Here is a 21,602-nt window from a genome sequence, read left to right as displayed (position 1 = left end):
TCGATGCTCGAATTAATGCTGTGTTTTTTGGTTAAACAAGGTACGCGACAAAATATTCAGAAGCAGAACGCTGAAGGTAATCAGCAACGCACCGCCCCATGCCAGTTCACGCCAATTATCGTAAGGGCTCATCGCATACGAATAAATGACGACCGGAAGATTTGCCATCGGACTATTCATGTTGGCACTGAAAAACTGGTTGTTCAATGCAGTGAAAAGCAAAGGTGCAGTCTCGCCAGAAATCCTTGCCACAGCGAGTAATATGCCCGTCACTACACCGGCTTTAACTGCGCGCAATCTCACCAATAACGCAACTTTCCAGCGGGGTGCACCCAATGCAAATGCGGCTTCGCGCAGACTTGCGGGAACCAGTCCCAACATATTATCGGTAGTACGGACAACAACCGGAATCGCAATCAATGAAATTGCCACGCTGCCTGCCCAACCGGAAAAATGTTTGACGTTAGCCACATAAATGGCATACACAAACAAGCCGATCACGATAGAAGGCGCTGACAGCATAATGTCTGTCACGAACCGCGTGATACCGCCGAACCAACTCTTATCACCATATTCAGCAAGATAAATACCAGCCAGAATCCCGACCGGAGTAGAAATCAATGTTGCGGAACCAACCATCAGAAAACTACCGACGATCGCATTCATCAAACCACCGCCATCGCTGCCAGGAGCCGGCGTTGATTCAACAAACATGGCAAGATTAATCGCAGAAAACCCTTTGATTAACAAGGTAAAGAGTATCCACATCAGGAAAAACACGCCAAATACCATCGCAATCGAGGATAAGGCGATACCAAGCCGGTGTACCAGCAAGCGGCGACGATACACTGGATTTTGCGCTGCCTGAGCTTTAGAAATATCCATTATTTTGTACCTTCTTTTCTGCTCAAACCGAGCAACATCAATTTAGCGGCAGATAACACTATGAAGGTGATTACAAACAAAATTAAACCTAACAGGAATAAAGATGAAGTATGCAAAACTGTTTCAGCTTCTGCGAATTCATTCGCAAGCGTGGAGGCAATACTATTCCCCGCAGCAAATAAGGACCAAGACAGTTTATGTGCGTTACCAATCAGAAAGGTCACCGCCATCGTCTCACCCAATGCACGTCCCAAGCCCAACATAACACCACCGACAACGCCGATTTTTGTGTACGGTAAAACGATTTTTCTGACAACTTCCCACTTAGTACATCCCAGACCATACGCCGACTCTTTCAGCACAGGTGGCACGACTTCAAATACATCCCGCATCACGGAAGAAATGAATGGAATAATCATAATCGCCAAAATCACACCTGCCGATAAAATGCCCAGCCCTATCATAGGACCGGAAAATAAAATGCCTATTACTGGTAACTTACCCAGCGTAGAAGCGAGAGCCGGTTGGATATATTCAGAAAATAAAGGAGCAAAAACAAACAAACCCCACATGCCGTAAATAATACTTGGCACGCCGGCCAGAAGCTCGATGGAAGTTCCAAGCGGACGCTTCAGCCAAGCCGGACAAATTTCAGTCAGAAACAGCGCAATGCCAAAGCTGACAGGAAAAGCAATCAGCAAAGCAATCACAGAAGTAGCGAGCGTTCCAACGATCGCGATCAGACCGCCGTATTTATCATTCACCGGGTCCCACTCTATTGTGGTGATGAATGCAAAACCAAATTCTTGCATCGCAGGAATCGCGCGCAGGAATAAAGAGGCAATAATACCGAGTAGCACAACTAAAACGAGTGCTGCGAAACTCAGAGTCAACTTGTGAAAGAAAAAATCTTGCCAGCGTTGACGACGCATCACTGCCGCCATTCTTGCGGCACTCAGCTGTGCTGGCTGAGTTTTCTCAGCGTTCGATATATTCTGGCTTGATGATGGTGCTGTCATATTGACGGAAAACGTTGGTGTAGGCATAGGTGTCTTTCCACCGAAAGGCGACTCAGGACACACCTGAATCGCCTCACTTAAAATAGTTCAGCTAATTCATCAATCGAATCAGCGAACCGTAATTACTTCATCTTTTACTTCATTTACTACTTCAATTACCAGATCGCCTTTGCAGACGCGTCTTTGATTTTTGCTTTCCAGCTTTCTTCAATCAACTTAACAACCGGCGCTGGCAAAGAAACATATTCCAACTCAGCAGCCATTGCGCCGCCATTTTTAAATGACCAGTCGAAGAATTTCAGAACTTCTTTACCCTTTGCAGAGTCAGCCTGAGTTTTGTGCATCAGAATGAAAGATGCACCAGTGATAGGCCATGTGATTTTACCTGGTTGATTTGTCAATACCAGATACATGCCAGGCGCCTTATTCCAATCAGCACCAGCAGCCGCTGCTTTGAAGTTTTCATCATCAGGTTCAGCAAACTGTCCATCCGCATTTTTCAATGTGGTGTAAGTCATTTTGTTCTTTTTAACGTAGGCATACTCAACATAACCGATTGAGTTTTTAATACGTTGAACGTTGGCAGCAACGCCTTCATTACCTTTACCGCCCAAGCCTACGGGCCATTTAACCGCAGTAGAAGAACCCACTGCTGTTTTAAACTCTGCATTCACTTTACTCAGGAAGTCTGTCCACAAGAATGTAGTACCAGAGCCATCAGAGCGATGAACAACAGTAATATCTTCCGCTGGCAATTTCACGCCAGGGTTAATCGCGACGATTTCCGCTGCATTCCATTTTGTAATCTTCCCCATGTAGATGCCTGCGAGAAGGTCGCCAGTCATCTTCAATTTACCTGGAGCGATACCTTCGATATTCACGACAGGAACAACACCACCGATGATTGCAGGAAACTGCATTAAACCCTCAGCATCCAACTCTTCAACTTTCAAAGGCATATCAGAAGCACCGAAATCAACAGTTTTCGCCTTGATTTGCTTGATACCGCCACCGGAACCGATGGACTGATAATTCAGACCATTGCCAGTAGCTTTTTTGTAAGCTTCAGCCCATTTTGCGTAAATTGGGTAAGGAAATGTAGCGCCAGCACCAGTAATATCAGCTGCGTGAGCAACAGAGAATGTAGCAGCCACACCAACTGCTGCGACCAGGGATTTAATGACACGATTGATTTGCATGTTCACCTCTAAGGTTAAATAACAGGTATTCGTTACTACGAGACGGACTTTACAATCGAATTATGACAAGATAATGACTTACCAAAACAACCTTGAAATATTTAATTTCATAGTAATTTTTTGTCATAAACTTGTCACACCATATCACTAGAATAGTGAGTTACATATATATGACAGTCTTTATGACACGCAAACACATATGCCGAATCAAGATGTAATGAACTCCGCAACTGACAGTGACGCCAAAGTGGATGGCTCAGGTGACACACCTAAAGATGCTACCCAGAGTGCCAAGCAGACCCGAGGCGTCAGTTCGAGTAAAGCAAGTTCCGCAGAACCTTCCAGAGCCGCCATTTTTCTTGACCGGGAAATGTCGCAGATCGCATTTAACTGGCGAGTGCTGGCTCAGGCTGAAGACAAAAGCATTCCACTGCTTGAGCGGCTTAAGTATTTATGTATTGTTGGCAGTAACTTAGATGAATTCTTTGAAGTCAGGGTTGCCAGTCTATTGGCGCAGAATACAATTGACGGAGAGCTGGTTCAGCATCCTGCTTTTCTGTCAACACTGAAACGTATCAGCTCTGAATGTCACCAGTTAACTGAACGTCAATATGAACTGCTGAATCAGGAAATTCTGCCGCAGTTATCCAAAAAAGGGGTGCATCTGCTGCGCCACTCTGAGCGGAATGACGCACAAAGAGCCTGGGTCAAATCTTATTTTGAACGAGAGGTGCGCCCTTTACTGACGCCAATCGGTTTGGATCCCGCACATCCGTTCCCCCAAGTCGTCAATAAGAGTCTGAATTTCATCGTATCACTGGCGGGAAAAGACGCGTTTGGTCGCGGTACTGCAATCGCGATTGTTAAAGCCCCCCGGGTTTTACCTCGCATCATTAAACTTCCAGATGAATTATCGGTAGACGGCCAGTCTTTTTGCTTACTTTCATCTGTAATTCACTCCCACATTGCAGATTTATTTAATGGCAGAGATGTCATCAACTATTCGCAATTCCGCGTTACCCGCGACAGCGATTTGTGGGTTGATGAGGAAGAGGTAAAAAACCTGCGCCAGGCATTACAAGGCGAATTACAAACAAGACAATTCGGGGCCGCGGTAAGGCTGGAAGTTGCAAAGAACTGCCCTGAAGATTTGTCGCGCTTCTTATTGGAACAATTTTCACTCGACCAGGATCGTTTGTACCCGGTAGATGGCCCCGTCAATATGGTGCGCCTCAGCGAGATTGTCGACCATGTTAAACAGCCGAGCCTGCGCTTCCCGCCATTTTCTGCAAAAGCTATCGGCAAATATTCACATACCGATATCTTCACCTTGTTACGCAAGCAGGATATTCTGCTGCACCATCCGTTTCAGCCGTTCCAGACCGTGATCGACTTTATCCGCTCGGCGTCGTTGGATCCAAACGTGGTTGCGATCAAGCAAACCATTTATCGCACCGGCATGAACTCAGACCTGATGGAGTCACTGATTACCGCCGCCCGTTTAGGTAAGGAAGTCACCGTCATCGTCGAGTTAATGGCGCGTTTTGACGAAGAAGCCAACATCAACTGGGCCGATAAACTACAACGTGCCGGGGCACAGGTGGTATATGGCGTAGTGGGATTGAAGACACACGCAAAACTGGCATTGGTCATCCGACGTGAAGAAGCGGGTGTTCTCAGACATTATGCCCACTTAGGGACAGGCAATTACCATCCGTCCACTACCCGTTTTTATACGGATTTTGGCCTACTCACCGCGCATCCCGGTATCGCGGCGGAAGTGAACGAAGTCTTTATTCACCTGACAGGTCTGACCAAGCCTAAAAAACTAGAATACCTGTGGCTGGCGCCATTTGCATTGCAACCGCAAATCATCAAAGCGATTCGTAACGAAGCGCGTATTGCACGCGAAGGCCGCCCAGGTCGCATCATTGCGAAAATGAACGCGCTACTGGATGAATCGGTGATTCGTGCGCTGTATGCCGCATCTGCGGATGGCGTGAAAATTGATCTGATTATCCGTGGTGCATGTGCCTTGCGTCCCGGCGTACCCGGCCTATCAGAAAACATACGCGTCCGCTCGGTCATTGGTCGTTTTCTCGAACATAGCCGGATTTATTATTTCCGCAACGACCTCGCACATGACGTGCATCTTGCCAGTGCCGATTGGATGAATCGCAATTTGTTCCGACGGATTGAAGTTGCGTTTCCAGTATTGGAAAAATCCCTCAAGAAACGCATCATTTCTGAAGGGCTGGATCCCTATTTGAAAGACAATGTCAACGCCTGGGTACTTGGCTCTGATGGTCAATATGAACGCAAAAAAGCGCGTAGCAAACAGGTCAGCTTCTGTGCACAACAATATCTGATGCAACAACTTGGATCATTGTCAGCTTCGGAAGACGAATAATGGACTTAATACTCTGGCGCCATGCGGAAGCTGAACCGGCAACCGAAGAAATAGCAGATGAATTCAGAAAGCTGACAGGCAAAGGAGTTAAACAGGCTGGCAAAATAGCGTACTGGCTCGATAGTACGCTGCCTGAAACATGCCGGATTTTTGTCAGCCCAACGATACGTACCAGAGATACTGCCGACGCCCTTGTAGCTTGCGGCAGAAAAATTAAAGTTATTCCTGAACTGGGGCCGCAGGCATCGGCGCAAGACATATTGCGGATTGCCAACTGGCCGAATAACCGCGAGCCGGTTGTCATCGTCGGTCATCAGCCATGCCTGGGACAAGTCGTCGGACACTTATTAGGCCACGCCTCGCAGGGATACAGCGTACGAAAGGGAAATGTGTGGTGGCTGTCGCAGAAACAACGCGAAGAGGAAGAGCTGACAACCTATCTTAAAGCGGTGATGTCACCTGATCTGGTTGTCAGATAACGGCAATTACGAAGAAAATAATATTTCCGGTCATTTCCAGTAAAACCGGTGATCGCGGCTATAAAGCCCGGTAACGATCAGCAAGACCGGGCTTTCAAAAATCAAACCGTGACGCTCGTTGCACTGACATCAAGTTGAATATCAGCGATATTGTCAGCCATATCATTATCAGTCGGATGCATTACGTCATGCCAGGTAATCAGGCGTAACTCACCTTTTGCATCTTCGACTAACGCCGATAAGCTCTCAACCCAATCACCATCATTGCAATACAGGATACCGCCGATATCGCGTATTTCCGGTTTGTGAATATGCCCGCAAATAATGCCGTCAACGCCGTTTCTACGCGCCTCTTCGGCCAGCGCATCTTCAAACTGGGTGATGTAACTTACCGCATTCTTTACCTTTAATTTCAGGTATTGCGACAACGACCAATATGGCAATCCGGCTCTGGCACGCCAATTATTAAACACCTGATTGAATTTCAAAATCACTGTGTACAAACTATCGCCAACATAGGCTAGCCATTTTGCGCAGGCGATCACACCATCAAATCTGTCACCATGCAAGACCAGCATGCGCTTGCCGTTTGCGGTTGTATGCACCAACTCGTCGCGCACTTTGATACCGCCAAAATCCAGGTCAATGAACTGGCGGATCGATTCGTCATGATTCCCGGGAACGAAAATCACATTTGTCCCCTTGCGCGCTTTTTTCAATACTGTCTGCACGACATTATTGTGCGTCTGATCCCAATACCAGCGTCGTTTGAGCTGCCAGCCATCAATAATGTCACCAACCAGATAGAGTGTTTCTGATTCGGTCGCTTTTAAAAATTCCAACAGCTTTGCCGCCTGACAGCCGCTGGTTCCCAAATGCAGATCTGAAATCCATATTGTCCGGAAATGCGTGATATCGCGCTTTTTCGTATGATGTAATTTCTTATTCAGGAACTGGTCAGCGGGCTTCAATCTGCTTACTCCTCAGTGCCGTAATGACGTGCATAGCGATTATCCAGATTGGACAATGGCAGCATCACAAACAAATCCGCACTATGAAAATCAGGATCCCAGGCTGGGTCTCCACACACCCACGCACCAGCTCGCAAATACCCTTTGAGCAAAGGAGGAATTCTGGCGACAACATTGCTGGTATCGATTTCGTCTAAAGGAAAAGGGACATGTGGTGACACTCGATATTCCAGCGGACAGAAATCTCCAGCAGATAAGCTACGGTAAATTGCTGCAGCATTCTGGCCACCATCCGTCAGACTGATACTTGCACAACCAATCAGATGAGAACAACGTTCACGACGCATGTAAGCGGCCAGACCAGCCCACAGCAGCATAATGACGGCACCACTGCGATAATCAGGATGGATGCACGCACGTCCAGCTTCGGCAACACTGCCGCGAATATTCTGCAAGCGGGATAAATCAAACTCTGTTTCTGAGTAATAACGTCCCATCTCGCGTGCAGCATTTGGGCCAAGAATTCTGTATGTACCGACGACTTTCAGCGTCTTGCTGTCACGAACAATCAGGTGATCACAATAGGTGTCGAACTCATCTTTATCCAGTCCCTCAGGATTTGACAGTGCCGACAGGCCCATACTTTCTATGAACACCTTATAACGCAAACGTTGAACTTCTTTGACCTCTTCTGTGGTCGTCGCCAAACTCAGATTGAGTTTAGAAAAACTGGGATTAGCATCCGCTGGTATCGTGAGTAATCGCATTCCTCGTCCTTGTGTAGTCTCAAGATGTCATTCATCCGACGAACGAAGAATAGAGGACGATTACTTCAGCAAGATGACAGTTAGATGTCGGTTTTATGACAGACAAAAATACAACGGCGCTGAAGATGTACAAATCATCTTCAGCACCGTAATAAGTCAGAACGACAGGAAAATCGTCTGCCTGAAGCAGAAATTACTTCTCTTTTTTAGGGCGTCCAGCCTTCAGCGGAGATAAATCGTTAATCAGCTTTCTGAGATTGGGAATATCTGTGTTGTTGAGCAAAACCAGGCCTATTCTCAATAACTGGCTCTTCTTAACGTCGATTCCCGCTTTCAGGCAAGCTTTTTTCACGTGTCCAAGCACGGCATATTCTGCCTCCGGCATGGTAAAGCTGTCGCGAACCAATTTTGGTTTTTTCAACTTTTCTTCAACCTGCGGGAGCGATTTCGCGGTTGATGTTTTTTTTGCAGGTGGTGTTACTACCGCGTCCGCTTTAGGGACTGTTTTTACACCCACCGTTTTCTTTACTGTTGATGCAGCAGCGACTTTTTGTACCGGGACTTTCTTAGTAACAGACGTTCGCGCAGTACTTACTACTTTTTTAGGTGTAACCGTTGCCATTTCAGCCCCCAATTAAAAACTCAGAAATAATATAAACAATATATCGTTAAACAACAAAGGTAAAGAATAACTTCAAGACATGACAAGGGCATTACCAATACGCAACAAAGTAAACAGCCTCCCTATTCTTTCTACTTTTTACTCGATCACCATAATCAACTGTGTAAATCAATTCTGTACATATCGAGCCGATTTTTATTTATTGAGAATGCAGATTCAGGCTGAAGAACAGACACCATCTGGAGTTGTTTGACTATTTCTTCGTAGCGCTATCGGGCATAATCACCTCGGGCATGGCCTTCCGCCATTCCGTCGGCGTACACAACTCCCATCTGACATTCGGCGCATAAAACAAAGCCGCCTGAGTTCTGGACAGATGATAAAACGATGGTTGCTGGACCACCTTCACCACACCGTTACTGACAAAATACTCCAGAGAAAACCGTGGATAAGCCATCACTAATCCACCGCTCACAAATGACACGTCTTCTGGCTTGATAATCTCAGCAACCTCAGCTTCACTTGCGCCAGTCAGCACATTCTTTAAACGTAACAAGGTTTTTTGGAAATGATCCCGGTCAACCGAAGAATCCCAGGCCGAACTCAGCTTTCTAAAAATACTCAAAGGGTTCGTTCCCATATCAACCAAAGAACTGACCTGCGACAACGTAGGATCATTCACTACTTCTACAATGCTACGCAGACCAGACTTACCAGTGAAGTGCAGATCAACGTCGCTTACCGGGACACTGGCTTGCAACAAGGTTTCTGCCCAGATGTCAGCGTCCTTGGCCCAATGATGCTGCACCGCAGTTGCATAACCTCGACAACTGTAAAATGCCATTGCATCTTGTTTTGATACTTGTGCAGTCAGTTTATTTTCTACAAAAATCAAACCGCCGATATCACCTTCGGTGAACGCCATGTAGGCAATGGTATGGCCTTTTGTATCATTGGCCTCAAAGCGTTCGCGCAGAAATTCTGCAGGAATCGCGCTGACAATCTGGCGCGCATTCAGCGTTGTATCGAGCCTGATTTCCTTACTGCCAGCACTGGAACGCATTACGCCGACCTGATCAGCGGTTTCCGCGTGCAGACTGTGGCTGAAGCTAGTCGCCACTATTACCACTATTGCAAGGGTAAGCAATGAAAGCCGCATACTCATTTTTCAGTCATGGTTACCGACCAAGATACAAGATTCATTTTTTACATCACCAGATATTAAGATAGATAAGGTGCTTGGGATACTTCAATCCATCGGCACAGTTCTGTAATGATTGACCTCTGCCGCAGTCACGAATGCCGCTTTGTTCCCCCAACTGTTTCTGATGTAGCTGAGTAAGATAGCGACCTCGCTGTCACTTAATATGGGGCCAAACGGTGGCATGCTATAAGGCCGGGGATTTAATTGGGTGGCAGGAGCAAAACCTCCTGCAAGTATGATCCGCAATGGAGTCGCAATCGAACTCATCTGCAAACCGGGATTCGCTTTAAGCGCTGGATAAACTGAAGCAACACTTTCGCCCTCAGTTCCGTGACAATCCATACAATGAGTTCTGTACAGCACAGCACCTTGTTGCATCATTTGCTTTTTCGTTTGCTCACTACTGTCAGACACCGTCAATGCCTGATCAAGCGCACTGATTGTATCCGCCTTCGTTACGGGGATCGCCTGTAAATAGGTGCTTATTGCGCTGATATCAGCATCGGTCAGATATTGCAGGCTATCAAAAACCACTTCTGCCATCGGCCCGCTCATGACAGATTTGCGGTTAACACCCGTTTTGAGCAGAGTCGCGGCCTCATTTTGCGTCCAGTTCAGTAAGTGTGCTTCATTGGTATGCAACAAGGACGGCGCATACCATTGAATCTGCGGCAACTCACCACCTGAAAGATCATTGACTCCCTCATTCGCACCGAAAATATTACGCTGGCTATGACACGCACTGCAATGTCCCAAACCTTGAACCAGATAAGCGCCGCGATTCCACTCAGGAGATTTTGTTTTGTCTTCTGCAAATACCGCAGGTTTGAAATACATGGCACGCCAGAACACCAGTAAACTCCGCTGATTATAAGGAAAGCGTAATTCATGATCCTGATTTTTCTGAGAAATCGCTGGTATCGTCTTCAAAAAGGCAAACATCGCCTCTGCATCCGCTCTGCTTATCTGTGTGTAATTAGGATATGGAAAAGCAGGATATAAAAGCCGCCCGTCCTTTGCCTTACCGAAATGCAAGGCACGCCAGAAATCGTCGGAAGTCCAGTTTCCAATACCGGTGACACGATCCGGGGTAATGTTTGGTGAAACAAAATTGCCATATTCCGAACGCAATATCCTGCCGCCGGCATAGGCAGGACCACCCTTGACCGTATGGCACCCAAAACAGTTACCCGCCCTCGTCAGATACTCACCGCGACGAATGAGTAGCGTCGTGTCGGTCGGCATACCAACAGACAACAAAGACACATCCTCGTCAACCCTGTAACCAACAAAGTAAGCGTACACGCTGATACCAGTCAGCAGCATCAGCACGGCAACAACAAAACGGATAAACATTTTCTTCATACAGAGATATTCTCCAGAACAACTCGCATCGCATTCATCATCTTTCGAACCGCTTGTCGCGTCTTGTGAAATTCAAAGCGCTGACACTTTGCTTGCGCCATTTCAATGATGTGTCAAATGGCATGACCGATAGCTAGCAAAATCCACCAGCCCAGATAACCAGGTTCTGTTATCTATTTAATTTACTTAGCTTCAGAAACGCTGCCGCATTGCAAAGGCAAGCGAAACCGCGGGATATCCTTTGCACTGATAGCAATGCCGTTGTCCGGCACCGCTTTTGCGGCCAGCCAGGCGGACACGGCAGCAATATCCGCAGGTGTCAGTTTTTGCGCGACTTGTCGCATACAGTCAGGCGCATGCGCGTGCCGACTGCCGGTCTGCCAGGCACCAAGCTGCGCAACAATATAGTCTTTAGGTAAGCCCAGTAAGCCCGGAATAAAGGGTGCAACTCCGGTCATTTTTTCGCCGTGACAAGAGATACATGCCGGTAATTTTTTCTGCTGATCCCCTTCCATCACCAGCTCACGCCCACGTGCCATTACTGCCAGACTAGCCTCAGTTGGCTGTGGAGACGCGTAAGGGGGATGCTGATCAGCAAAAAAAGCCGCAATTTCCTGAAGGTAGACATCACTCAAGTTACTGAGCAGAGAATTCATCAGTGGATACCGGCGTTGACCATCCCTGAAGTTTTTCAGCTGATGTAATAAATATCCTTCTGGTTTTCCGGCGAGGCGAGGGTAATAACCATCGCTTGCCGCCCTGCCCTGCGCCCCATGACATGAGGTGCACGCTTTCAAACGCTGCGCCAGCATATCGGGAATATTCTGCGCCAGCGAAGGCAAAGCAAATATTCCCCCCAACAGCAAAATACAGTTTAAAAAATTACGATGATTAAGCATGGTACGTCTCAGAATAAATTAGTCATCTTTTTTATAAAAGCCGCATGCCTGCGATATCTCATTTCAGCTCAAGCACTGCGCAGCTTTCCCTCTTCACCTATTATCGGTATTAATTAAAAAATATGCATAATTTTTCTATTCTGATTTTAAGCATCTGCCCGCAAAGCCTTTAAACATAAAGCTCTCCCATGAGGTGCGAATTAAACGCTACAATGCGCACCTCATTTTTATTTTCAGGAAACGCATACAAAACTTGTCAAGCGGTGCCAAGCCGAGGATAATCTCGCCCTCGCGTGTCTTTCCGAGAACCAGTTTGAGCAAAAAAAATGATTGAATCGCTTTCACCAGCGTAGCCCGCTTTTACCAGCGGGCTTTTTCATCCGTGATGCCGTTGATTAACAGTGCAGATGATCAACAGCCTATCACCATTGCCATCGCCATACACTATTGACAAGACTTTGTTGTCACAATCGACTTTGTTACATGAAAACCAGCTTAACTGACTCAACTATTCCCGCTCAAAAAACTGGCGCCACGCTCACTCTGGGTAAAAAGACCCTGCAGTTGAATCGTGCTGCGGCGGCTGCGCCATCCAACGCAGAAACGCCCGCAACGCCAACCGCGGAAAAAATGGAAGAACCTCAAATTAGCGCACCGGCAGCACCCGTCATGGTCGTGACAAAACGCCGTTCACGCATGCAACCTGTCATGGCTGAAGCAATCATCGCACCGGCAAAAGCGTTGACAGCGGAAGACATCGAGGCAATGAGCAATATGCCATTGGATGAAACCGAACTGGTCGCCGCCGATAGTTCCAGCATCGCGGCAGAAACACTGCCGCCCACTGAAAATACAGAAGCACATACTGAACAAACAGCTGAAGTGCCTGCAAAGCCAGAAGTAAAAACAGAAATTCGCGCGGATTTAAAAGCAGGATTGCAAACTTTATCCGGCGCGGACATTGCAAAGCCGCGTGCCGCAGTTATCCGCAAAACAGAACCTAAAGTCGCCAAGAAACTGCTTCTGTCAGATCAGCCTGGCGCGAAACCTGCGCCGACGACGGTAAAACGCGAAGCACGCATAGGCTCAGGTAAATTTGCACCGGCAGCACCCGTCACAACACTGAAACCTGTCGCGCCAGTTGCTGCGCCAGCCAGTGCTTCGTTGCGCTCTGCCAGCATTGCCGACAAGCCTGCGTTTGCAGACACTCCGCGAGTACCAACGCTGACCACACATGTGACACCAGCGTCAACTGCCCCAGTTCAGGCAAAGGCCACGACGATCGTTTCAACTCCGGCTAAGTCAGAGCCGGTAGCGAATATCGCAGCCGCGTTCAGCAATATCGATACGTCAAATTATGTTTTATCCGGTAGTAAGGAACCTGCAAAACGTGGTCGAAAACCATCGGAATTTCAATTTGAAAACGACGAGATACAAGCGCTGAATGCCGCTGAATCTGCAGAACTGAAACGGGCAGCCAGAGCAAAAAGCAAAAAATCAGGCGGCGCGCTCAATGAAGAACAACTGGAACATTACCGCAAGCAATTAACAAAGTTAATCCGCCTCGGCAAAGACCGTTCGTATCTGACCCATGCTGAAATTAACGATCACCTGCCAGAAGAAGTCGCTGATCCGGAAATGATTCAGGACGTGATCAGCACACTCAATGACATGGGTATTGCGGTATACGATAAAGCGCCCGATGCTGAAATGATGCTGCTGACCGATAATGTCACGATTGTCGTCAGCGATGACGAGGCTGAATCAGTTGCTGCGGCTGCACTGGCGACTGTTGACTCTGATTTCGGTCGTACGACAGATCCTGTGCGCATGTATATGCGTGAAATGGGTGGTGTCGAGCTTCTGACCAGAACTGGTGAAATCGAAATCGCCAAACGTATAGAAGACGGTCTGAAAGACATGGTGCAGGCGATCTCTGCATGTCCAGGTACGATCAGGGAAATTCTGCTGATTGCAGAAAAAATTGAAAAAGATGAAGTACGGATTGACGACATCATTGATGGTTTGCTCAATCCTGAAGAAAATGATGTATCGGCATTATTATTAAGCGAAGGTGACGACACCGATGAGGAAGATGATGACGATGACGCTGTCAGCGATAACGTCGGCGGCATCAGCGATGAACAATTACAGCAGTTAAAAGCAGGATCGCTGCAAAAGTTTGCGGTTGTCGCCAAGCGTTTTGATGACATGCAAGCAGCACGGGCCAAAGATGGCTATGGCTCAAACGCCTATGCGGCCGCACAACAAGCGATTTCCCGCGAACTGCAAGGTATGCGTTTCACGGTAAAGACCGCAGAAAAACTCTGCGACACGCTGCGCAAACAGATGAAGGATTTGCGCAACACTGAAAAGCAAATGTTGGAACTGTTGGTGAATAAATGCGGTATGCCACGCGCCTATTTCGTGGATATGCTGCGCACGCATGCAACCAATACGGCATGGCTGGAACATGAAATGCAATCGGCTCAGCCTTATGCTGCGACCTTGTCACGCCAGATTCACGCAGCTCGGGAATTACAACAGAAATTCATCCAGCTGGAAGAGCGTGTTGAGCTGCCATTAAGTGCATTGCGCGACATCAATAAGCAAATGATCGCGGGTGAAAAACGCTCAAGCGAAGCAAAGCGCGCGATGACAGAAGCGAACTTGCGTCTGGTAATTTCTATCGCAAAAAAATATGTGAACCGTGGCTTACAATTCCTGGATCTGATTCAGGAAGGTAATATCGGCCTGCTGAAAGCAGTAGATAAATTCGAATACCGTCGCGGCTATAAATTTTCGACTTACGCGACTTGGTGGATACGTCAGGCGATTGCCCGCGCTATCGCGGATCAGGCACGTACGATACGCGTACCGGTACACATGATAGAAACCATCAACAAGATGAACCGCGTCAAGCGCCAACTCTTGCAGGCAAGTGGTCTTGAGCCAGAGCCAGCCGCGATTGCCGAAAAAATGGGCTTACCGGAAGTGAAAGTGCGCGAGATTCTGAAGATCGCGAAAGAGCCTGTTTCTCTGGATGTGCCTATCGGTGACGATGGTGACTCGCAGCTCGGTGATTTCATTGAAGACAGTATGACAATGTCGCCGATGGCTGCCGCGATGCAGGCCTCGGTTCAGCAAAAACTGAAAGAAGCGCTCGATTCGTTAAGCCCGCGCGAAGCGAAAGTGTTGCGCATGCGTTTCGGTCTTGAAACCGCGAGTGAATTTACGCTGGAAGAAGTTGGCAAGCAATTTGAAGTGACGCGCGAACGGATACGCCAGATCGAAGCAAAAGCAATGAAGAAACTACGTCACCCGGGTAAAGCTGATCACCTGAAAGGCCTGATGGAGAATCAGTAAGCAGAATCAAGGATTCGAGCGCTGAGAACATCAATATCGTAATAAAAATGCCGCTAGTATGAGCGGCATTTTTTATGTCATCAGAAACGTTAAGGCAAACTCTACCTGTTCTACTCGCTGTGTAAGAGTTCCCTCTATCAGCAAATGAGGAATTTCACGCTCTTCAAGCTCCGCCAATACGCGCTCATGAATTGCCTGACGAACTGCTGGCGACTCTCTTTGCAGGCCGTCGGCAATCCATGGCAGATCAGGTGCCGTCACCACCGTGAAGTCATAATGATGCTGATCTGCCAGCAGCAGCAAATCATCATCAGCTGAAGAAAAATAATATTCGCTATAAATTGCAGTCATCAACGGTGTGGTGTCGCAAAATAACCATCCATTCGCCTTCAGCGCCATTGCATCCTCACGCTCTAGCTGCGTGCGTGCAATCATCACTTGCTCACTTTCACGTGGAACGCGCTGTTGCGTTTCGACGAATTCACGCAAATACTCAGGCACCCATACGGTCTTATAGCGCTGCGCCAGCGCCTCTGCAAGCGCAGATTTACCAGATGATTCCGCACCTAAAATAGCGATACGCTGAACATTCGATTTTACTGCTGACATGTTTTACTCCAGGCGCGCAGCCCCATGATCGCCATGATGACAAACACCGCATACAAGGCCGCTGTCAGCATCAGGTTTTTATATACATACAAACCAACATACAGGACGTCGACGACAATCCAGATAAGCCAGTTTTCAATTTTTTTTCTGGACAGCAAAACCTGCCCAAGCAAGCTGCCAGCAGTCAAAAAGCCATCCGCCAGAGGAACATCGGTATCGGTATAACGTTTTAAAAACCATGCCAACGCTGCAAACCCCAAACCCCAAACAATGACGGAAAACACCCGCTCGCGTAAGCCCAGTACAGATACCGGCAACCGGCTGTTTCCATCAATGCCGCGCCACCACAGAAACCAGCCCCACACAGAAACGATAATAAAGACCCATTGCAGTCCCATATCACCATATAAGCGCGCATCAAAAAACACGCTGGCATACAGCCCGGAAGACAATATCGAGAATAACCAAGCCCAATGTATCTGGCGAATGTTCAGCGTAACGGTTACCAGCGACAAAATAAACGACAGCAATTCGAGCAAGGTCGTCGTAAAACCGAAAAACTGAACGGTATCATTCATAAGCAGGCGCAAAAATCAGTGCAATTAAAGAGTGCACGCATTATCAACGATAGGAAAAATTGTGTCATGCAGATCAGTTAAAAACAGGAAAAAACCGATGCCGCACATGAATTCGTTACGCGATCCTGCGTTTTTCCTTTATATTGCTGAAAATTCCCCGTCGGCTTCGTGCAATATGAAAAAACAATCTGGCTTCACTCTATTAGAAATTCTGGCAGTTATTGCGATCATCGGCATACTTGCTGCGATGGCTGCCCCATCGTATTTATACAAAGTCATCCGCGAGCAAATCGAAGCGGCGATGCCGTTGGCTGATGTGGCAAAGAAGCCGGTAGAAATGGCCTGGCTCGCAGGGCAGAAATTCCCGGCCGACAATGCTGCTGCTGGGTTACCCTCCTCCGATAAAATCGTCAATAATTTCGTCAGCTCCGTCAGCGTGGAAGAAGGTGTCGTTCATATTACCTTTGGTAATCGCGCCAGTAATTCGATAAAAGGCAAGGTGCTTTCTTTACGCCCGGCCGTCGTTGAAGACGCGCATGTTGTACCGGTAACCTGGGTCTGCGCGAACGCGGAGGCACCGGACAAAATGACAATCAAAGGCGCAGATAAAACAACCTTGCCTGTCCAGTACCTGCCCTTCATTTGCCGCAGTAAGGCAAAATAAAAAACACCGACTGATAACGTCGGCGTTTTTCTCCACAAAAGCAAATTCAAATCGTTAGCGCTCTCAGAATTTATGCTCCAGCATCGCCCTGACCGCCACTGTGGTTGGCGTGTAACGAATTTGCTGAGATGTTCCATTCAACTGATTGATCACTGTATTGGATGAAACATTATCCTGATGCAGCAAATTCGCTACTGAAATTCTTAAGTTGGTCTTAGGATCAAATTTCCACAGCGCATACAAATCCAACACTCGTTTAGGAACAGAATACGTGGTTTGTTCAGCAGATATCCGTACTAAACCACCACTCTGATAACTAGCGTTACCGCCAATAGTCAGAGGCACTTTCGATAATTTGTAATCCATCCCGATGTTTGCACTGACTGGTGTTTGTGAATCCAGGCGATTATTCGGTCCCGGTACCGTTTTCAGATCGGACCAATTCAGCGAGAGATTGGCACGAAAATCGATCGCTGGCGCATCGCTGATTAAAGAGCGTAATGGGAACTTGCCATCCAGCTCTATCCCTTTTGTCGTAGCCTGACCATCATTGGCTGGCGAAGTAAACCAGATGCCATTAATCTGATCCAATTTTGTACGGATAATATCGTCAATCTTTCTCATGTAAACGCTGGCGCTCAGCGTTCCACCATCAGCAAGATAATGTTCAAATGCCGCATCAATACCCCATGCCAGCTCAGGTTTCAGATTTGGATTACCGATGCTGTCCGGGTTAGTCTCGCTGTTATTATTCGACTGGTAGCGACGAGGAATTAACTGCCCGCTGCTTGGTGCCTTGTAAGTACGCGTCAGACCAAGACGTACCTGATCATTTTTACTGCCCGGAATCTTCCAGAGCGTCTGTAATATCGGACTTAGCACACTCGATTTATTGGTGACTTCATCGTAGCCCGTACCCTGATTGCGCGTTTCAATTGCCTCCCAACGCAAACCAGCATAGACGGACCATTGCTTAGTCACATTCCATTCATCCTGTGCAAACAAAGCGACGCGCGTCACATCTGCGTCATAAGTTTCATTGAGCGGCAAGGCAATCAGATTGCTGCCTGGAGCAACGATATCCGACTGCAGACGATGCTCATTGCGCTTGCTGTAAGCACCATCCCAACCAAAAACAAAGGCGTGGTCTTCTACGAAAGGCGCTGAATACTTACCCGTCGAGGTAAAGCCTTTATCTGATGCATCAGATGTGCTTTTTCTGTCCAATATCTGATTCTTTTCCTTACCGTACCCAAGTAAGCCAACATCTGAATTACGGCGATTAAAATTCAGGCCGAATTTGACTTCTAATTTGGCGCTGTCTGTCAGTTTATGTATCCAGTTAAGATCACTACGCACCATCGCGAAATCAGATTCTATGCGCTGTAAATCACTGAAATAGGTCGGTAATTTTTCGAGTAATGGCTGACTTGCCTCACTGGTATAGCCAGTAAAGCGATTGGCATTCACAAAGCTCTGACTGGTCAGCGTATCTCCATTCGCCAACGAGATATTCACTCGCGGTGACAGGCCTATGCCATTAAATGTTCCCCAACCCAGCTGATCGGTTCTGGTTTGCTTATTCGGCTTGCCGCTGACATCTGCCCCTGATTCAACTATCGTCGATGGTCGTTCATATTGACCATGATTGAAGTTACCGGAAACAGAATAAGAGTATCGCCCCGCTTTATCTGAAATTTGCAGGTTCACATTCTCTCCGAACCTGCCGCCGTCTTCAGAGGCACCAACCTTAACCTCGCGCTGCGCGGTCTGCACTGCGCGCTTCAGCACGATATTGATGGCACCGGCAATCGCCTGTGTACTGAGTTCAGCCGTCGCAGCGCGAATAATCTCTATGCGTTCAATCAGATCCGGCGAGATCGAATCCAGCGAAAAGCCCGGTGGACTCGGCTCACCGTTTAGCATAATCTGCGTGTAACCTGATCCCAAGCCACGCATACGGATCTCACCACCACGCCCCTGCACGCCGCCCATGGTAATTCCCGGCAGGCGCTTCAATACGTCACCGACCGTAGTATCGCCATAACGAACGATGTCTTCCTGTGTCACAACGATCTTGGTCGCAGTGTCCTGGCGACGTTCATCATAATTTTTGGCGCCCTGCACTTCCACCTTCTGCATGGGTGTATCCAGTGCTTTTACTGGCGCTTTTTTGGGCAGCTTAGAGGAGTCAGACTCAGAAGAAGCATTTTTACTCTCCTGAGCAATGGCGACGGTATTGAATCCAAGCAGAATAGAGACCGCAATGACACTTAATGGAAAACCAGGTGTACGCATAGAAATAAGGGAATGAAAAGATGAAGCGATTAATAAAAATGGCTTCCCTCAGACCGATAGCAATAAATAAAGTTCACCACTAAGAAAAATCGTCAGCCGCAACCTTGACTGACGGACTTATAAGAATGGAAAACGGACTCTATTGAATTGCGATGACGTCACTTTCAAGTGATATGTGAGGAGCGACCAAAGGCAACAATAAAGTAAAACTAGTACCGGCACCGGGTGTGCTTTGCAGGCGAATTTCGCCCCCTAAGACGTCCGTCACGAGATTATAGACAATGTGCATACCCAGCCCTGACCCGCCTTGTCCTAATCTGGTAGTAAAAAACGGATCAAAAACTCGCTTCTGGTCTGCTTCGGCAATACCCACGCCATTATCTGCAAAGACAATCTCAACCTGTTTTTCACTCAGCAAGCGACTATTCACCGACATTTCGCCATCATCTCTGCCGTCAAACGCGTGTATCAATGCGTTTGTCACGAAATTAGTCAGAATCTGTCCCAATGGTCCCGGATAACTATCCATTTCTATTTTTTCAGCAAAATTTGTTTTTAAAATGTACGGCCCCTTTTTATACATGGGAGACAGCGTCGCGATGATCTCATTGAGTACCGTGGCAAGGTCAAAAACCCTGCGCTGACTACTGGACTGATCAACGGCAACCTGCTTGAAACTGGCAATCAGGTCGCGCGCAATACTTAAATTCCGCATCAATAATTCAGTTCCATGCGTCGCCACCTCAATGTACTGATTCAGTGCCGAGCGCTTCAATTGTCCATTAGTCAGCGTCTGTGAAAACTCCGTGGTCTGATCTTGCAAAGTACTGGCGACCGTCACACTATTCCCTAAGGGTGTATTCAGCTCATGCGCAATGCCTGCGACTAACGAGCCTAATGCCGCCATTTTTTCAGAGCGTATCAATTTTTCCTGCGCTCGACGCAATGACTCCACGACAGAAGCCAATTCCGCATTAGCATCCTCCAGATTCTGAGTCCTCTGCCTGACACGTATTTCTAACTCTGCTGACATCTCCCGAATTTCTTTTTCCACCTGATATTGCCGCGTCACATCCATTAAAGAAAAAATAAATACAGTCTTTGCATTCATATCCAGCAGGCGTGCCGACATCAGACAAATGACGTCAACGCCAACACTATTTCTCACCACAACTTCGATCTGATTTATCTCTTTATGATTCAACAAAGACTGGATAGCGGCATCAGGCTGCTCAGGAGTCACCCAAAATTCACGCATCTGCACATCTGTGATGACATGACGACGATCAAATTTAAACTGCGTCGACCATGCATCATTGACTTCTATCATTTGATGCGAACTGACATCAATTAATCCCAAAGGCAGGGGCGACAACTGAAACAGCGTGGTATATTTTTTTTCATTCTCCCGCAACATTGTCTCAGCTGTAAGACGTGCACTTTCTGTCGCTATTTCCATATCAATATTGCGTGAAGTCAGCATCAGATAGTCGCATCCGTTTAAGCTGAAACGCGTGCCTGAAATACGGCATTGAAATATGCGCCCATCCTTGTGGCGAAATGCCGCTTGCACATTTCTTACTTCTGCCTCGTGTGCAACGCGTGCGACGAATTCTCTTCTTTGTTCCGGATTAACCCATAAATTCAATTCTGTCGAGGTACGCCCGATGGCCTCCTCGCGTGAATACCCTGACATTGGCTCCCAATTACGATTCACATCGAGATATTGACCGGTATCGAGCCTGGTAATTGTTACTGTATCGGGAACCAATTGAAATACCGTTTCAAACAGAGCGACACGATCCTCAGATCCGGCCACTTCTTTGAAACGGTTTTGTGTTTCAGACGGTAAACCTGCGAGACTGCTGCTGGCATGGTTTGATTGATGCGACATCAGCACCATCGTCGAAAACGCTAATACGACCTGAATACAAAGCAATACATTCTCAAAAACGATCTGCTCTGCTGCCGCTCCGGAATAAAAAACAGAACCAAGCAACAACATTGCCTCTGCAAATAATAATCCAGACAACAAATAGGCGATGTACTTTCCCTGACCATATTCTTGCTCAAACCAAATGCGCACTGACAGCACTGAGAAAGCGGACAAGCACATTAGCAGAGCAGGAAAAACCGTTTCTGACAGTGATACGAACAATGGCGAAGACTGATTCAAATGCGTGAAAAACAGGCAGAAACAGGCAAAGAAAAATACAATCAAGAGTGGTTTCAGATCATTTTTTTTCTGCGTAAAAGTACGCAGACCA

At 47.4% G+C, this 21,602-nt stretch carries 17 protein-coding genes; 4 read left to right on the top strand and 13 right to left on the bottom strand.

The features are described from left to right. Window positions 1-12 precede the first annotated feature (12 nt). The 3 genes from pstA to pstS form a co-directional block, all read right to left on the bottom strand. On the bottom strand, window positions 13-885 hold the full coding sequence (gene pstA, locus KDM87_RS13110) for a phosphate ABC transporter permease PstA (RefSeq protein ID WP_186885225.1): 873 nt from the start codon (window positions 883-885) through the stop codon (window positions 13-15). Further along, on the bottom strand, window positions 885-1,904 hold the full coding sequence (pstC, locus tag KDM87_RS13105; protein WP_212679562.1) for a phosphate ABC transporter permease subunit PstC: 1,020 nt from the start codon (window positions 1,902-1,904) through the stop codon (window positions 885-887). The genes pstA and pstC overlap by 1 nt, the downstream gene beginning before the upstream one ends. A 155-nt stretch (window positions 1,905-2,059) precedes the next feature. Further along, window positions 2,060-3,103 (bottom strand): phosphate ABC transporter substrate-binding protein PstS, encoded by a 1,044-nt coding sequence (gene pstS, locus KDM87_RS13100; protein ID WP_212679489.1) that lies wholly within the window; start codon window positions 3,101-3,103, stop codon window positions 2,060-2,062. Window positions 3,104-3,302: 199 nt separating this feature from the next. Between pstS and ppk1 the strand changes: the two genes are divergently transcribed. After that, window positions 3,303-5,513 (top strand): polyphosphate kinase 1, encoded by a 2,211-nt coding sequence (gene ppk1 / locus KDM87_RS13095; RefSeq protein ID WP_230407763.1) that lies wholly within the window; start codon window positions 3,303-3,305, stop codon window positions 5,511-5,513. Continuing rightward, on the top strand, window positions 5,513-5,992 hold the full coding sequence (locus KDM87_RS13090) for a SixA phosphatase family protein (protein ID WP_212679488.1): 480 nt from the start codon (window positions 5,513-5,515) through the stop codon (window positions 5,990-5,992). Before ppk1 ends, KDM87_RS13090 begins: the two co-directional genes overlap by 1 nt. A gap of 101 nt (window positions 5,993-6,093) precedes the next feature. Here KDM87_RS13090 and KDM87_RS13085 read toward each other — a convergent pair whose 3' ends face one another. The 6 genes from KDM87_RS13085 to KDM87_RS13060 all read right to left on the bottom strand — a co-directional run bounded on the left by KDM87_RS13085 (window position 6,094) and on the right by KDM87_RS13060 (window position 11,820). Next, on the bottom strand, window positions 6,094-6,942 hold the full coding sequence (locus KDM87_RS13085; protein ID WP_230407784.1) for a UDP-2,3-diacylglucosamine diphosphatase: 849 nt from the start codon (window positions 6,940-6,942) through the stop codon (window positions 6,094-6,096). Window positions 6,943-6,968: 26 nt separating this feature from the next. Next, window positions 6,969-7,730 (bottom strand): GNAT family N-acetyltransferase, encoded by a 762-nt coding sequence (locus KDM87_RS13080; RefSeq protein WP_212679486.1) that lies wholly within the window; start codon window positions 7,728-7,730, stop codon window positions 6,969-6,971. 193 nt (window positions 7,731-7,923) lie between these two features. Then, a complete protein-coding gene (locus KDM87_RS13075) occupies window positions 7,924-8,352 on the bottom strand; it encodes a hypothetical protein (RefSeq protein ID WP_212679485.1) in 429 nt (142 codons plus the stop codon). A gap of 253 nt (window positions 8,353-8,605) precedes the next feature. After that, window positions 8,606-9,472, bottom strand: a complete 867-nt coding sequence (locus KDM87_RS13070) for a hypothetical protein (RefSeq protein WP_212679484.1) — start codon at window positions 9,470-9,472, stop codon at window positions 8,606-8,608. 129 nt (window positions 9,473-9,601) lie between these two features. After that, complete coding sequence (locus KDM87_RS13065; RefSeq protein ID WP_230407762.1) at window positions 9,602-10,921, bottom strand: cytochrome c; 1,320 nt, start codon at window positions 10,919-10,921, stop codon at window positions 9,602-9,604. A gap of 182 nt (window positions 10,922-11,103) precedes the next feature. Further along, a complete protein-coding gene (locus KDM87_RS13060; protein ID WP_212679483.1) occupies window positions 11,104-11,820 on the bottom strand; it encodes a c-type cytochrome in 717 nt (238 codons plus the stop codon). A gap of 483 nt (window positions 11,821-12,303) precedes the next feature. On the opposite strand from KDM87_RS13060, the gene rpoD reads away from it, so the two are divergent. Further along, the gene (gene rpoD, locus KDM87_RS13055) at window positions 12,304-15,186 is read left to right on the top strand and encodes an RNA polymerase sigma factor RpoD (protein WP_456243430.1); all 2,883 of its coding nucleotides are present in this window, start codon (window positions 12,304-12,306) and stop codon (window positions 15,184-15,186) included. 72 nt (window positions 15,187-15,258) lie between these two features. Here rpoD and KDM87_RS13050 read toward each other — a convergent pair whose 3' ends face one another. Beyond that, window positions 15,259-15,795, bottom strand: coding sequence for an AAA family ATPase (locus KDM87_RS13050; RefSeq protein ID WP_212679482.1), 537 nt, complete (start codon window positions 15,793-15,795; stop codon window positions 15,259-15,261). Further along, the gene (gene pnuC / locus KDM87_RS13045) at window positions 15,783-16,373 is read right to left on the bottom strand and encodes a nicotinamide riboside transporter PnuC (protein ID WP_212679481.1); all 591 of its coding nucleotides are present in this window, start codon (window positions 16,371-16,373) and stop codon (window positions 15,783-15,785) included. The genes KDM87_RS13050 and pnuC overlap by 13 nt, the downstream gene beginning before the upstream one ends. Window positions 16,374-16,548: 175 nt before the next feature. Between pnuC and KDM87_RS17780 the strand changes: the two genes are divergently transcribed. Beyond that, complete coding sequence (locus tag KDM87_RS17780) at window positions 16,549-17,037, top strand: pilin (RefSeq protein WP_329604937.1); 489 nt, start codon at window positions 16,549-16,551, stop codon at window positions 17,035-17,037. A gap of 63 nt (window positions 17,038-17,100) precedes the next feature. On the opposite strand, the gene KDM87_RS13035 is transcribed toward KDM87_RS17780, so the two are convergent. Together KDM87_RS13035 and KDM87_RS13030 are read right to left on the bottom strand one after the other, a co-directional pair. Further along, window positions 17,101-19,335 carry a TonB-dependent receptor plug domain-containing protein gene (locus tag KDM87_RS13035; protein ID WP_212679480.1) on the bottom strand — a complete coding sequence of 745 codons (2,235 nt, stop codon included), beginning with the start codon at window positions 19,333-19,335 and terminating at the stop codon, window positions 17,101-17,103. 139 nt (window positions 19,336-19,474) lie between these two features. Next, window positions 19,475-21,421 (bottom strand): PAS domain-containing sensor histidine kinase, encoded by a 1,947-nt coding sequence (locus KDM87_RS13030; RefSeq protein ID WP_212679479.1) that lies wholly within the window; start codon window positions 21,419-21,421, stop codon window positions 19,475-19,477. Window positions 21,422-21,602 lie beyond the last annotated feature (181 nt).

This window comes from Cognatundibacterium rivi (assembly GCF_018139565.1).
Classification (GTDB): Bacteria; Pseudomonadota; Gammaproteobacteria; order Burkholderiales; family Burkholderiaceae_D; genus Undibacterium; species Undibacterium rivi.
The sequence above is the reverse complement of the archived record's forward strand: the minus strand, read 5'-3'. Positions and strand labels throughout refer to the sequence as shown.

What these genes read in the sequence shown, in the direction of transcription:
- KDM87_RS13050 (WP_212679482.1), bottom strand. Translation starts at nt 15,795, where the DNA reads ATGTCAGCAGTAAAATCGAATGTTCAGCGTATCGCTATTTTAGGTGCG.
- pstA (WP_186885225.1), bottom strand. Translation starts at nt 885, where the DNA reads ATGGATATTTCTAAAGCTCAGGCAGCGCAAAATCCAGTGTATCGTCGC.
- KDM87_RS13080 (WP_212679486.1), bottom strand. Translation starts at nt 7,730, where the DNA reads ATGCGATTACTCACGATACCAGCGGATGCTAATCCCAGTTTTTCTAAA.
- KDM87_RS13060 (WP_212679483.1), bottom strand. Translation starts at nt 11,820, where the DNA reads ATGCTTAATCATCGTAATTTTTTAAACTGTATTTTGCTGTTGGGGGGA.
- KDM87_RS13035 (WP_212679480.1), bottom strand. Translation starts at nt 19,335, where the DNA reads ATGCGTACACCTGGTTTTCCATTAAGTGTCATTGCGGTCTCTATTCTG.
- KDM87_RS17780 (WP_329604937.1), top strand. Translation starts at nt 16,549, where the DNA reads ATGAAAAAACAATCTGGCTTCACTCTATTAGAAATTCTGGCAGTTATT.
- pstC (WP_212679562.1), bottom strand. Translation starts at nt 1,904, where the DNA reads ATGACAGCACCATCATCAAGCCAGAATATATCGAACGCTGAGAAAACT.
- pstS (WP_212679489.1), bottom strand. Translation starts at nt 3,103, where the DNA reads ATGCAAATCAATCGTGTCATTAAATCCCTGGTCGCAGCAGTTGGTGTG.
- KDM87_RS13065 (WP_230407762.1), bottom strand. Translation starts at nt 10,921, where the DNA reads ATGAAGAAAATGTTTATCCGTTTTGTTGTTGCCGTGCTGATGCTGCTG.
- KDM87_RS13090 (WP_212679488.1), top strand. Translation starts at nt 5,513, where the DNA reads ATGGACTTAATACTCTGGCGCCATGCGGAAGCTGAACCGGCAACCGAA.
- KDM87_RS13075 (WP_212679485.1), bottom strand. Translation starts at nt 8,352, where the DNA reads ATGGCAACGGTTACACCTAAAAAAGTAGTAAGTACTGCGCGAACGTCT.
- ppk1 (WP_230407763.1), top strand. Translation starts at nt 3,303, where the DNA reads ATGCCGAATCAAGATGTAATGAACTCCGCAACTGACAGTGACGCCAAA.
- rpoD (WP_456243430.1), top strand. Translation starts at nt 12,304, where the DNA reads ATGAAAACCAGCTTAACTGACTCAACTATTCCCGCTCAAAAAACTGGC.
- pnuC (WP_212679481.1), bottom strand. Translation starts at nt 16,373, where the DNA reads ATGAATGATACCGTTCAGTTTTTCGGTTTTACGACGACCTTGCTCGAA.